Source organism: Streptomyces sp. NPDC021115, from assembly GCF_044333065.1.
Classification (GTDB): Bacteria; Actinomycetota; Actinomycetes; order Streptomycetales; family Streptomycetaceae; genus Streptomyces.
Map to the genome: position 1 here is coordinate 390,566 of NZ_JBIRQF010000005.1, position 12,126 is coordinate 402,691.

A 12,126-nucleotide genomic window follows, 5' to 3' on the forward strand; every position below is an offset into this window, starting at 1 on the left:
TCCCCGAGGCCGCGGAAGCCCTGGCGCGGCTGCTGCTGGACGCCGGGGACACGGCGGTGACGCGGCAGACCGCCGAGGCCCTGGCCCGGGTGGGGACCGTGGCCGCCGTGAGCCTCATCACCCAGGCGGTGGCCGAGGCCGACGACAACCACGCCGACTGGTTGTGGACCGGCGTGCAGGACGCGCTCACCGGCCCGGACGGTGTGCCCGGCGGCCCGACGGGCGTATTGCCCGAGGGCATAGATTGGGCGCATCGGCTGACGACGAAGGTGGTATCCGCGATGAGTCTGTACGACATTCCCCTGCGCACACTGTCCGGCGAGCCGACCACGCTCGGCGCGCATCAGGGTGCCGCGGTGCTGGTGGTCAACGTGGCGTCCAAGTGTGGGCTGACGCCGCAGTACGAGGGTCTTGAGCGGTTGCAGCAGCGGTACGGCGGGCGCGGGTTCACCGTGCTGGGGGTTCCGTGCAACCAGTTCGCGGGGCAGGAGCCGGGGACGGCGGAGGAGATCGAGACGTTCTGCTCGACCACGTACGGTGTCTCCTTCCCGCTGCTGGAGAAGACCGACGTCAACGGCGAGCAGCGGCATCCGCTCTACGCCGAGCTGACCCGGACCCCGGATGCGGCGGGGGAGGCCGGGGATGTGCAGTGGAACTTCGAGAAGTTCCTGGTCTCGCCGCAGGGCGACGTGGTCGGGCGTTTCCGGCCGCGGACCGAGCCGGAGGCGGCGGAGGTCGTGGGCGCGATCGAGGCCCAGCTGCCGGGCTGAGCGCGAAGGGTCACCGGCCGGGCCGCGCGTCGTCGCTCGCGAGCGTGCGTGGTGCGGCACCGGCCGGTGGCTCGCTCCCCGCGGTGGCGGGTGCCCTGAACGTGGCGGCGACCACCAGCAGTGCGGCCGACGAGAGGAGCTGCACGCGGTAGTCGAGGGTGGCGACCATGGCCGTGCCCAGGAGCAGCGCGAGCCCGGTGGGCGCGAAGATGAGGGTCTGGGCGGACGCCGCGACGCGCCCGAGGAGTTTGCCCGGGGTTTCCGCCTGGACGGACGTCATCGCGCCGATGAGCGGCCACGGCAGGCCGAGGCCCGTCGCCAGGCTGCCGCCCAGGACCACGGGAAGCCAGGGAGTGGCCCAGGCGAGCGAGCCCAGTGCGCAGAGGGCGAGGCCGATCGCCGAGACGCGGCGCGCGGGCATACGGCGCAGCAGCGCGCCCGCCGTCAGGCCGCTGATGACCGACCCGATTCCCTGAACCAGCGCGATCACGCCCGCCAGCGCCGCGGGCCGGTGCAGCCCGGTGTCGAGCAGCGCGTAGGTGGCCGTACTCCGCAGGCTCGCCGCCGCCATGGCGCAGCCACCGGCGAGCACCAGTGACCGCAGCGCTCGGTGCCGCCACAGGCAGGAGAGCCCCTCTGCCGTCTCGGCCCACCAGTTTCGCGCCGCCCCCTTCGCCGGCGCGGGCTCGCGCACCCGGATCAGGCAGAACGCGAGTGCGGCCAGGGCGAACGTGGCGGCGTCCAGGGCCGCTACGGTCGGCCCGCCCACCACGGTGAACAGGGCCGCTCCCGTCAGGGGGCCGAGGAGCTTCGTACTCTCGATCGCCGTACGGACCAATCCGTTGAAGTCCCCGCGCAGCTCGCCGGGTACCGCGGAGGCCACCAGCGCCGTTTCGGCCGCCCCCGTGAGCACGGCGCCCACGCCCACCAGGGCCAGCACGGTGAAGAGCAACCAGACGTCGTCCGGGGAACGCACGGCGAGCGGTGCCGTCATGAGGGCGGCCAGCACGAGGCTGGTGGCGATCAGGAGCGGCCGCCGCCGCACCCGGTCGGCCAGCGTGCCGAGGAACGGCCCCAGCAGGGCCGGTGCCCAGACGCACACGCTCACCAGCGCCGCGAGGCTGCTGGAACCGGTGAGTTCCTTGACCCACACCCCGGCGGCCAGGGTCATGGCCGAGTCCCCGAATCCGGAGACGACCACCCCCGTCAGATAGAAGCGGGCGTTGCGCTCCCGTAACACCGTGACCAGGCCCCAGGCCATGCGCTTTCCCTTCGTGGGGAATCTCGCTCCGGTGACCCGGCACCCTACTCCCCGGCGTCTCCCCGGACGTCCCAGCGCTGGGTGTATCCCTCCCGCAGCGGGCCGCCCAGGATGGCGAGGACGGCTTCCGCGGCCGCGGCCAGCGGGGTGGGGTCCGCGCGTTCGGCCACGGCCCGGTGGCCCTCCAGCAGGGCCTTGCCCCGTACCGGGTCCGCGCTCAGCAGCCTGCGGGGCAGCCACTTGCCGATGCCCGTCCAGCCGCCGTGGTGGGCGATGAGGAGGTGCGCCGCCTCGCGGAGGGTGAAGTCGGCGAGGGAGAGCTGTTCGTAACGGTCGGCCGGTGAGGTGTCCGTCAGGTCGTCCATGAAGCAGGTGAGGACGTAGCGTCCGCGCTCCCACTCCGCCGGGGCCAGAGGCGGAGGGCCGGACGCCAACACCGCGCGCGCCCGGTCGCGCAGGCGGGACGCGTGGCCGTGGGGGTCGGTCAGGATCAGGCACTGGTCGTAGAGGAAGAGGACGGTGCCGCGGCGGAGGGTCCGGTCCCGCTCGAAGTGCCGCGGGGCGTCCGCGACGGTGTGCAGGAAGAGTTCGGCGAGGCGGCCGTCGTGGCGTACCACCTCGCGACGGCTGGTGTCCCCGTCCGGGAGGATCACGACCACGTCCAGGTCGCTGGTCGGGGCCGCGCGGCCCTGGGCGGCCGAGCCGCCTAGCACGGCGCCCAGGGCGTGCGGGAAACGGTCGCTGAGCAGAGCCAGCGCTTGGGTTGCCGGAGTGGCGTCGCCCGTCATGGGGACATCGTGTCAGCCCCGTGACGCGCGACGCTCAGCGTTCGGCGGCGAAGGCCACCAGCCACGCCAGCGGGGCGTTCCAGTTGATGGCCACCTCGTTGGTGGAGTACGAGCCGATGTCGTCGATGTAGCACTTCGCGGGGGCGCACCCCGCCAGCTTCTCCTGGGCCACCGGGTCCTGAAGTGCCGCGTTCGGGCCGCCCGCGAACGAGCCCGCGGGCGGGTTGGGGAGGGTGGCGTCGTACTGGTGGGCCCAGAAGCGGTGGTGTTCGTTGAGGGAGGAGTGCTCGCCGTAGCCGGTGACGTAGGACTGGCCCAGGGCGTTGCGGCCGAGCAGGTAGTCCAGGGCCTCCAGGGCGCCGGTGCGGTAGCGCGGCTGCTTGGTGAGTTCGTAGGCGAGGGCGATGACGCTCGCGTTGTTGGCCACCTGGCCGTTGGAGCCCCAGACGTAGCCGTCGGTGGGCAGCGGGACGGCGTATCCCTGGCGGGCCATGGTGGCCAGGTAGCCGTCGGCGGCGGTGACCACCGAGGCGCGGACGCGGGCGAGGTCGGTGGCGGGCAGGCCGTTCGGGACGGTGGCCAGGGTGATGCGGCCGAGGGCGGCGGTGTCGGGCCAGGCGAAACCGCCGGGTGTGAAGACGCCGTCCGCGGTGTGGAGCGGGGAGGAGGTCACCGCGTCGCGGTAGCGGGTCTCCTTGGTGGTGGCGTACAGCTCGGCGGCCGCCCAGTAGAACTCGTCGCCGACCCGGGTGTCCCCGTACGCGCCGCCGCCCGTGCCGTCGGAGTCCGGGGCGAGCAGGTCGGGGTGGGCCTGGGCGGCGGTCCAGGCGCGGCGGGCGGAGGCGAGGCAGCGGGCGGCGAAGGCCGCGTCGTAAGGGGCGTAGACCCGGGCGCACTGGGCCGCCGCGGCCGCCAGGTTGAGGGTGGCGGCGGTGGAGGGCGGGTGGAGTTCGCGCGGCTGGGCGTCCTGTTCGGGGCGGGTCGGCAGCCCGGTCCAGGCCGCGTCGTGGATTTTGTGGAAGGCCATGCCCGCGAGCGGTTTCCCGTCCGGGATCTGCATCCGCATCAGGAACTCCAGCTCCCAGCGCGCCTCGTCGAGCACATCGGGCACCTTGTTGCCCCGCTCGGGCACGCGCAGGGTGGAGTCGCCGAGCGCGGCGGCGTGTCCCGACTGCTTGGCGCGCTCGAAGGAGTTCACCAGCTGCCAGGTCGCGATGCCCCCGTTGACCACGTACTTGCCCTGGTCACCGGCGTCGTACCAGCCGCCGCGGACATCGCGCGCGTAGTCGCACACGCCGGGCTGGCACGGCACGCTGGTGTCGCCCTTGTTGGGCGCGACACCGAGGTGGCCTGCGGGGCGCGCGTACGCAGTGCCCGCGAGCCGCGCCTCGATGGGGGTGCCGGAGCGCTGCTGGTAGAAGAAGGACATCGCGTCCGCACGCAGCCCGTCGTACAGGTCGGCGCGGATGTCGAACGGATGGCTGGTCCGGCCGTCCACGGTGAGGGTGTAGCCGGTGCCCGTTCCCCGGTACGAGGAGAAGTCCACCAACTGGGTGGAGTCACCGGAGGCGGCGTCGGCGCCGCGCGCGGTGGTGGTGCCGGAGGCGGCGGTCGCGCCGGAGGCGTCGCGAAGTTGCCAGGGCAGGGCGGTGGTGCTCGCGCTGACGACGGTGGCGCGCTTGGGGCCGTCCGGCAGATAGCCGAGCTGGTTGACCTGGACGGCCGAGGGCGCCGTGGTCACGGCCGCCTGGGTGGCGGGCGCGGCGGCGAGCAGGAGTGCTCCGGCCAGGAGCGCGGCGGCGGTGCGGGCGGTGTGCGGCGCGGTACGTTTGGGCATGGTGGAAAGATCCTTTGCTGTCCGGGGAGTTGTGGCTCAGGAGCCGTAGACGGTCGCTTCTCTGGACGTCGAGCCGATGCCGTTCGCACCCTTGAAGATCCGCTGTCCCCAGCTGGTGAGCGCCGCGGCGTTGAATCCGGTGGCCATGTCGAGGTATTCGACACCGCCGCTGTTGCCACTCCAGGACCAGCCCAGATAGCCGACGCCGAGCGTCTGGGCGTTCGCCATGATGGCGTCCTCGTCGGGGTTGCCGTCGGAGTGGTTGTGACCGAACTCGCCTACGACGAGCGGGAGTTTGGCATTGGTGAAGCGGGTGAGGTAGTCCTTGACCTCGGTGGCGGTGTCGAAGACTCCGTACATGTGGACGGAGAACACGGTGTTGCGGTCCGGGTCGTCGGCCAGGACGGCGGCCGCGTTGTCGCGCATGGTGAAGGTCCAGTCCTGGCCCCAGTTGGGGGCGTCGGCCATCAGCGCGTGGTGGATTCCCGCGGTGCGCAGTTTCCGGATGGCGGCCTTGGTGCCGGCGGTCCAGGCGGTGGCGTTGGTGTTGCCGTACGGCTCGTTGCCGAGGTTGACGACGACGTAGCCCTCCTGGCCCGCGAGGGCGCCGCGCACGCTGATCCAGTAGTCGGCGGCGCGGGAGAGGGTGACGGCGCCGCCCTGCTCGCCGTAGCCGGTGGTGTCATGCGCTTCGAGCACGCAGATGAGCCGGTTGCGCTTGCACTGCGCGACGACGTTCGCCACGTCGGCGGTGTCGTTCTTGGCCCAGCGGTCCCCGGTGGACAGCACCACCCGCACGGTGTTGGCGCCGAGCGCCTTGATGTCGGCGAGCGCCTGGGTGGTCCGGCCGGCGTACCAGGTGTGGGCGTGGTTGACGCCGCGCATCACGAAGGGGGTGCCGTTGCCTTCGACCAGCTTGCCGCCCGCGACGTGTAATCCGCCGACGGCGCGTAATTCCGGTGCGGCGGCGGCATGGGCGGGTGGCGCGAGGGATGGCAGGGACAGCAGCAGGGCGGCGAGGGCGGCGCACACGGCCGCCACGAAGCGGGCAGCGGGGGCGGTGGGGGCGATCGTACGCATGGGCGACTCCTGGGTGGGGGAGCGGTCGGTCCTTGCGGACTGCTCGGAGCATGACGGCCTTTGGGAGCGCTCCCAAGTTTTGTAGTGAGGGGGCCGCGGTGCGTCAAGGGCTGAGGGGCTGAACGGGCGTACCGGTACGCGGTGGCCGTCGCTCTGTCACATCGGCCCCGGCCCGTACGTCAGTGTGTCGATGACACCGGACGAGGAGAGAGGGGCGAGCGGGCCGATGGGCGGAGACGCGTACCTGGCGGAGACCTTCGAGGCACACCGCGGCCATCTGCGGGCGGTGGCCTACCGCATGCTCGGCTCGCTCAGCGAGGCCGACGACGCCGTCCAGGAGGCCTGGCTGCGGCTCAGCCGCTCCGACACCAGCGAGGTGACGAACCTGGGCGGCTGGCTGACGACGGTCGTCGGCCGCGTGTGCCTCGACATGCTGCGCTCGCGCACCGCGCGGCGCGAGGAACCCCTCGGGGCGCATGTGCCGGACCCGGTCCTCAGCGGTACGGGCGGGGTCGACCCGGAGGACCAGGCGCTGCTCGCCGACTCGGTCGGCCTCGCCCTGCTGGTCGTCCTCGACGCGCTGGCTCCCGCCGAGCGGCTGGCGTTCGTCCTGCACGATCTGTTCGGCGTGCCGTTCGACGAGATCGCGCCCATCGTCGGCCGCACCCCGGCCGCGGCCCGTCAGCTCGCCAGCCGCGCCCGCCGCCGTGTGCGGGGCGCGGCGCCCCTCCCGGACCCGGACCTGGCCCGGCAGCGCACGGTGGTCGACGCCTTCCTCGCCGCCGCGCGCGAGGGCGACTTCGACGGGCTCATCGCCCTGCTCGACCCGGACGTCGTGCTCCGCGCCGACTACGGAGCCGCCGCACCGGCCGGGCCCCGCGAGGTGCGCGGGGCGGAGGGCGTCGCCAACCAGGCGCTCACGTTCGCCCGCAGCGGGGGCGAGGACTCCGTTCCCCGGCCCGTGCTGGTCAACGGGGCCGTCGGGGTGGTCGGGACCCGCGCGGGCAGGCCGGCCTCGGTGCTGGGCTTCACGGTCACGGACGGGAAGATCGCCGCGATCGACATCCTCGCCGACCCGGCCCGGCTGGCCCGGCTCGATCTGACGGTGCTGGAGGATTGAGGGCCGGGGTGCGGTTCCGGGGCGGTTTACGGTGCCGGGTCCGACCGTGCGGTCGGTGACGAGGTCGCCGGGCACGTTCTCGTTGCTCGGGGCGGGCGCGTGGCCCCGTTCTTCCCGGACCCGCCGTTGCCGCTCGTTGCTCGGCGCCCGGGGCGGGGCGCCCGTCCCGGGCTGGTGCCGAAGGCCCCGGCCAGCCGCACTGCGCCGGAGTCGCCGGTCCACGCCCGGCCGCAGCCGTACGGCCCGCCCTCCACCGAGGCGAGCGCGTAGCGCCCCCATCGGGCTGGCTGGGCGCCGTGAAGGGGCCTCGCCACGCAGCCGGGCCCCCGGGGTGGCCGGGCAGGCCCGATGCCGGCGGCCAGGGCGCAGCGGAGCGAACCGGCGGCCGGGGGTGTCCCCCGTTTCGGGAAGGGGCGGGGCAGGGGAGAAAACCCCCTCGCCCCGAACGCTGACGCGGAACCGCCACGGGCGACCGTCCGACCGGCCCGCGCCGGGCCGAAGGGTGCGAGCGCGCAGGCCCCGGTGCTCGCATCGGTACGTCGCCCGCGAGGTACCGAACAACGGCGGCACCGCCCCACGCACCCCGGAGGGCGAACCCGCGCCTCAGCGATCCGTCCGCAGGGCGAGGGTGCGGCGGGCCGTGGCCGCCATCGCCTCGTCCACCATCCGCCCCTCGAACCGCACCGCCCCGGCCCCCCGCGCCTGGGCCTCCTCCACCGCCGCGATCAGCCGCGCGCACCGGGCCAGTTCGTCGGGACCGGGCGAGAACGCCTCGTTCACGACCGGCACATGGGACGGGTGGATCACCGCCATCCCCTCGTACCCCAGGGCCCGGTTCTGCTCGGCGAAGCGGCGCAGTCCGCCGAGGTCCGCGATATCGGTCCACAGCCCGGCCACCGGGTGGGGGCAGTCCGCGGCGCGGGCGTCGAGCAGGACCCGGGCGCGCAGGTCGCGCGTCTCGTCGCCCTCCGGGGTCCAGCGGTAGCCCACGGCGCGTTCCACGTCCCCGCCGGGGCCGGTGAGCGCGCCCAGGTGGGCGACGCGGTCGGCGGCGCGGCCGATGGCGTACGCCTCGCGCAGCCCACGCGCCGTCTCCAGCAGGGGGACGAGCGCGAAGTGGCCCTCGGACAGCCCGTGGTGGCGCTCGCTCCACGCCAGCATCCGGTCGGCGGCCGTCACGTCGTCGGCGTGGGCGACCTTGGGCAGCACGATGCCGTAAAGGCCGGGGCGGGCCACGGCGCGCAGTTCGTCGGCGGACTGCCAGCCCGCCGCGCGGTCGAGCGGGTTGATCCGTACGAACAGCCGCATGCGGGACGACGCGCCCACAGCGTCGATCGCGCGGGTCACCGCGTCGAGCGCCGCCGCCTTGCCCTCGTCGGGGACCGCGTCCTCCAGGTCGAGGATCGCGGCGTCGGCGCCCGCCGCCTCAGCCTTGGGCAGCCAATCGGTCCTGTTGCCCGGGACGAAGAGGAGGGAGCGCAGCGGGAACCGGGCCGGTTCAGATGACACCGTCGTCCTCCAGCCCCGCAAGCCGCTTGCCGTCGATGCCGAGCCACTGCCCGTACACCAGGTCGTTGTCCTCGCCGAGCGCCGGGCCGGTGCGCCACACCGCGCCGGGGGCGCGGCGGAAGTGCGGGATGACGGCCTGCATCCGCACCGGGCCGAGGTCGGGGTCGTCGACGGTGATGATGTCCTCGCGCTCGGCGTAGACGGGGTCGGCCGCGATGTCGGCGGCGGTGAAGACGCGGGAGGCCACCACCTCGGTACGTTCGAACTCCGCCAGGCACTCTGCCGAGGGGCGCTCGGCGACCCACTCGCGCAACGCCGCGTCGAGCCGGTCGCGGCCCGCGTGCTGCTGCTCGACGGTGGCGAACTCGTCGTCGGGCAGGCCGAGCAGACGGACCACGTTGCGCACCGAACGGGTGGTGGCGGAGGTGACGGTGAGCCAGTCGCCGTCGACGCTGCGGTAGGTGTTGATGACGGCCGCGGGCGCGACCGCCAGCTGGTTGCCCGCCCGCTCGGGGACCGTACCGAGCTGGTCGTACGCGATCATCTGCCACTCCACGAGGCGGTAGAGCGGTTCGAAGAGGGCCAGGTCGATCCACTCGCCGTCGAAGTCCGGGTCGGTGTTGCGGCGGTGCAGCGCGGCGAGCACCGCGAAAGCGCCCATCAGGCCGGTGACGGCATCGCCGTGCGAGAACCCGGTGTGCACGGGCGGTCCTCCGGGGAAGCCGGTGAGGTGGACGACGCCGCTGCGGGCCTCGCCCATCTTGCCGAAGCCGGGGGCGTCCGCGCGGGAGGAGGTGGCGCCGAAGCCGGAGATCTGGAGCAGGATGGCCCGGGGGTTGAGCGCGTGGACCGCCTCCCAGTCCAGACCCCAGGCGCGCAGCCGCCCGGCGCGCAGCGTCACGATCACCACATCGGCCCAGGCGACCAGCTCCCGGGCGACCTCCCGGCCCGTCTCATGGTGCAGATCGAGCGTGACCGAGCGCTTGTTGCGGCCCGCGACCTTGAACCAGAGCGGGACCCCGTCCCGGCGGGGCCCCATGGCGCGGGCGGCGTCCCCGTCACCGGGCGGTTCGACGTGTACGACGTCGGCGCCCTGGTCGGCGAGCATGCCCCCGGCGAGCGGGCCCGCCACGACGTGGGCGAACTCCACCACCTTGAGCCCCGCGAGCTGTCCCTGCCCCTGCCGTGTGCTGGTGTGGTCCTCCATGCGGTTCAGGCTGCGGGGTGCGGGATATGCGGGTCCAGCATTGAACGAACATCAATTCATGCGGATGTCGCAAGAGTCGTCCGTGCGGGGCTTCCCGGTCAGTCCGCCTCCGCCTCCTCCCACACCACGCCCTCCGGGAGCGGGTGGCCCGCCGCCCGGCACGCCTCCAGTTCCTCCAGGAAGCGGCCCGCGCCCGGCGGGAGCGCCCGGTGCGCCGGGAGGACCACGTACAGGCGGCGCTCCAGCACCGGCCCGACCAGCGGGCGGCGGACCAGGGGGCCCGGCGGGATCAGGGGGTGGACCAGGGCGGGGAGGGCGGAGACGCCGAGGCCCGCCGCCACCAGGCCGCCCACCGTGGCCACGCTCGACGCCTCGGCCGCGGGGGCGGCGTCCCGGCCCGCCCGGGCGAAGGCGGCGTCCGTCATGCGGCGGACGCTGGAGTCCGTACCGATCGCGAGGAACGGTTCGCGGACCAGCTGCTCCCAGGTGACCTCGTCGCGCTCGGCGAGCGGATGGTGTTCGGGGAGCACGGCGTGGAAGCGGTCGCGCACCAGGGGCCGCAGCCGTATGCCGTTCGCCGCCCGGTGGCGGGGGACCGTGCTCACGGCGAAGTCGGCGTCGCCGTCCACGACCCGCTGGAGCACCGCGCGTTCGAGGCCGTCGAGGAGCCGTACGGTCATCTCGGGGCGCCGGGCGCGGAAGGCGGAGATGACCGGGGGCAGCAGGACGGCCGCCACCGAGGGGAGGGCGGCCAGGGACACCGTGCCGCGCTCGCCCGCCACATAGCGGCCCAGCTGGGCCAGGCCCGCCCGGTGCGCGGCGAGGATCTGGTCAGCGATGCGCAGCGCCTCCGCCCCGGCGGGGGTGAGTTCGACGTTGCGGGTGTCGCGTTCCAGCAGCCGCATGCCGAGCGTGCGTTCCAGGTCGGCGACCGCACGGCTCAGGGAGGACTGGGACACGTGCAGTTCGGCGGCGGCCGCGGTGAAGCTCACCGCGCGGGCGACCGCGGTGTACGCCGTGAGCTGGCGCAGGGTGACGTCCATGGTCGGCGAGCGTATGCGGGAGCGCCGTCCGGGGGAACTGTTGCGCAGAACGCATGGATAGATCTGTGTTCGATGCTGGACGCGGATCTTTCGCCGCTCCGACACTCTTCGGCAACACCCGACCGGAACGAGGAAGCGAGCGGCCCATGCTGGCAGCCCTGGGATTCTGCACGATCGGCGGCTTCCTGCTGCTCACCATGTTCAAACGGGTCTCGGTGCTGGTCGCCCTCGTGCTGACGCCGGTGGTGACGGCCGTCATCGGCGGCTACGGGGACGAACTCGGCCCGATGGCACTCGACGGGCTCACCCAGGTCGCCCCCACCGGCATCATGATCGCCTTCGCGGTGCTCTATTTCAGCCTGATGATCGACGCGGGACTCTTCGAACCGCTCATCCGCGCCATCCTGCGCCTCGCGAAGAACGACCCGCTGCGCGTCACGGTCGGCACCGCCGTCCTCACCATGTGCGTCGGGCTCGACGGTGACGGCTCCTCGACCTTCCTCATCTCCATCTCCGCCCTGCTGCCCGTCTACCGGCGGCTCGGCATGAGCCGGCTCGTGCTCGCCGGGGTCGTCGCCCTCGGCGCGGGCGTGATGAACATGATCCCGTGGGGCGGCCCGACCGCGCGGGCCGCCGCCGCCCTCAAGCTGGAGACCTCCGACATCATCACTCCGCTGCTGCCCGCCTTCGCCGCGGGCATCGTCTGGGTGCTGTTCGCCTCGTACGCCATCGGCCGCCGCGAACGGGCCCGGCTGGGCACCCTCGACACGCCGGAGCCCGAGCCGGTCCCGGAGGCGGCGGCCAAGGGCGACGGACCGGGCACGCCCCGGGTGGCCGCTCGGGCGGGCACCGCGCTCACCGTCTTCAACTTGGCTCTCACCGTGGCCCTGCTGACCGCCCTGGTGCTGGAGGCCATGCCGCTGCCGGTGCTGTTCGTGCTCGCGTTCGCCATCGCGCTGCTCGTCAACTACCCGCGCTGGGAGGACCAGCAGGCGCTGCTGGAGAAGCACGGCAACAGCGTCGTCCTCGTCACCACCATGATCTTCGCCGCCGGAGTGTTCACCGGCATCCTCACCGGTACCGGCATGATCGGGAAGATGGCCCACGCGATCGTCGAGGTCATACCCGATGGCCTCGGCGGGCATCTGCCCGCGCTGGTCGCCGTCACCAGCATGCCGCTCAGCCTCGTCTTCACCCCCGACGCCTACTACTTCGGCATACTGCCCGTGCTCGCCGGGACCGCCGACTCCTTCGGCACCGACCCCGCCGAGGTCGCCCGCGCCGCCGTCCTCGGCCAGATGACCACCGGCTTCCCGCTCTCCCCGCTCACCGCGGCGACGTTCATCCTGCTCGGCATGAGCGGGGTGCAGCTCGGCGAGCACCAGCGGTTCATCTTCCGCTGGGCGTTCGGCTCCACGCTGGTGATGACCGCGGTCGCCATGGCGACGGGCGCGATCCCGGTGTGAACCCGGTGTGAACCCGTTCGTAACGCTGTGACGCCCCGAGGAGGA

General features: G+C 73.4%; 10 protein-coding genes. 3 read left to right on the top strand and 7 right to left on the bottom strand.

All coding sequences use genetic code 11. From position 1 onward, the window contains the following. Positions 1–281: 281 nt before the first annotated feature. Entirely contained in the window at positions 282–770 is a 489-nt protein-coding gene (locus ACH4TL_RS19330) for a glutathione peroxidase (protein WP_398316051.1), read from the top strand. Between the two features lie 10 nt (positions 771–780). On the opposite strand, the gene ACH4TL_RS19335 is transcribed toward ACH4TL_RS19330, so the two are convergent. Genes ACH4TL_RS19335 through ACH4TL_RS19350 form a run of 4 tightly spaced genes read right to left on the bottom strand, consistent with a single transcriptional unit; the run spans position 781 to position 5,736 of the window. Next, positions 781–2,031, bottom strand: coding sequence for an MFS transporter (locus ACH4TL_RS19335; protein ID WP_398315595.1), 1,251 nt, complete (start codon positions 2,029–2,031; stop codon positions 781–783). Positions 2,032–2,075: 44 nt separating this feature from the next. Continuing rightward, complete coding sequence (locus ACH4TL_RS19340) at positions 2,076–2,819, bottom strand: nucleotidyltransferase domain-containing protein (protein ID WP_398315597.1); 744 nt, start codon at positions 2,817–2,819, stop codon at positions 2,076–2,078. Between the two features lie 34 nt (positions 2,820–2,853). After that, positions 2,854–4,656, bottom strand: a complete 1,803-nt coding sequence (locus ACH4TL_RS19345) for a glycoside hydrolase family 9 protein (protein ID WP_398315599.1) — start codon at positions 4,654–4,656, stop codon at positions 2,854–2,856. Positions 4,657–4,692: 36 nt separating this feature from the next. After that, positions 4,693–5,736 carry a glycoside hydrolase family 5 protein gene (locus ACH4TL_RS19350; RefSeq protein WP_398315601.1) on the bottom strand — a complete coding sequence of 348 codons (1,044 nt, stop codon included), beginning with the start codon at positions 5,734–5,736 and terminating at the stop codon, positions 4,693–4,695. 226 nt (positions 5,737–5,962) lie between these two features. Between ACH4TL_RS19350 and sigJ the strand changes: the two genes are divergently transcribed. Further along, a complete protein-coding gene (gene sigJ / locus ACH4TL_RS19355; RefSeq protein WP_398315603.1) occupies positions 5,963–6,856 on the top strand; it encodes an RNA polymerase sigma factor SigJ in 894 nt (297 codons plus the stop codon). Positions 6,857–7,459: 603 nt separating this feature from the next. On the opposite strand, the gene ACH4TL_RS19360 is transcribed toward sigJ, so the two are convergent. The 3 genes from ACH4TL_RS19360 to ACH4TL_RS19370 form a co-directional block, all read right to left on the bottom strand. Further along, positions 7,460–8,365 carry an HpcH/HpaI aldolase/citrate lyase family protein gene (locus tag ACH4TL_RS19360; RefSeq protein WP_398315605.1) on the bottom strand — a complete coding sequence of 302 codons (906 nt, stop codon included), beginning with the start codon at positions 8,363–8,365 and terminating at the stop codon, positions 7,460–7,462. Next, positions 8,355–9,572: a CaiB/BaiF CoA transferase family protein gene (locus ACH4TL_RS19365; RefSeq protein WP_398315607.1), complete on the bottom strand. Its 1,218-nt coding sequence runs from the start codon at positions 9,570–9,572 to the stop codon at positions 8,355–8,357. Before ACH4TL_RS19365 ends, ACH4TL_RS19360 begins: the two co-directional genes overlap by 11 nt. Positions 9,573–9,670: 98 nt before the next feature. Next, entirely contained in the window at positions 9,671–10,615 is a 945-nt protein-coding gene (locus tag ACH4TL_RS19370) for a LysR family transcriptional regulator (protein ID WP_398315609.1), read from the bottom strand. Between the two features lie 146 nt (positions 10,616–10,761). Between ACH4TL_RS19370 and ACH4TL_RS19375 the strand changes: the two genes are divergently transcribed. Beyond that, the gene (locus ACH4TL_RS19375; protein WP_398315611.1) at positions 10,762–12,081 is read left to right on the top strand and encodes a CitMHS family transporter; all 1,320 of its coding nucleotides are present in this window, start codon (positions 10,762–10,764) and stop codon (positions 12,079–12,081) included. Positions 12,082–12,126 lie beyond the last annotated feature (45 nt).

What these genes read in the sequence shown, in the direction of transcription:
- ACH4TL_RS19330 (WP_398316051.1), top strand. Translation starts at nt 282, where the DNA reads ATGAGTCTGTACGACATTCCCCTGCGCACACTGTCCGGCGAGCCGACC.
- ACH4TL_RS19335 (WP_398315595.1), bottom strand. Translation starts at nt 2,031, where the DNA reads ATGGCCTGGGGCCTGGTCACGGTGTTACGGGAGCGCAACGCCCGCTTC.
- ACH4TL_RS19340 (WP_398315597.1), bottom strand. Translation starts at nt 2,819, where the DNA reads ATGACGGGCGACGCCACTCCGGCAACCCAAGCGCTGGCTCTGCTCAGC.
- ACH4TL_RS19345 (WP_398315599.1), bottom strand. Translation starts at nt 4,656, where the DNA reads ATGCCCAAACGTACCGCGCCGCACACCGCCCGCACCGCCGCCGCGCTC.
- ACH4TL_RS19350 (WP_398315601.1), bottom strand. Translation starts at nt 5,736, where the DNA reads ATGCGTACGATCGCCCCCACCGCCCCCGCTGCCCGCTTCGTGGCGGCC.
- sigJ (WP_398315603.1), top strand. Translation starts at nt 5,963, where the DNA reads ATGGGCGGAGACGCGTACCTGGCGGAGACCTTCGAGGCACACCGCGGC.
- ACH4TL_RS19365 (WP_398315607.1), bottom strand. Translation starts at nt 9,572, where the DNA reads ATGGAGGACCACACCAGCACACGGCAGGGGCAGGGACAGCTCGCGGGG.
- ACH4TL_RS19370 (WP_398315609.1), bottom strand. Translation starts at nt 10,615, where the DNA reads ATGGACGTCACCCTGCGCCAGCTCACGGCGTACACCGCGGTCGCCCGC.
- ACH4TL_RS19375 (WP_398315611.1), top strand. Translation starts at nt 10,762, where the DNA reads ATGCTGGCAGCCCTGGGATTCTGCACGATCGGCGGCTTCCTGCTGCTC.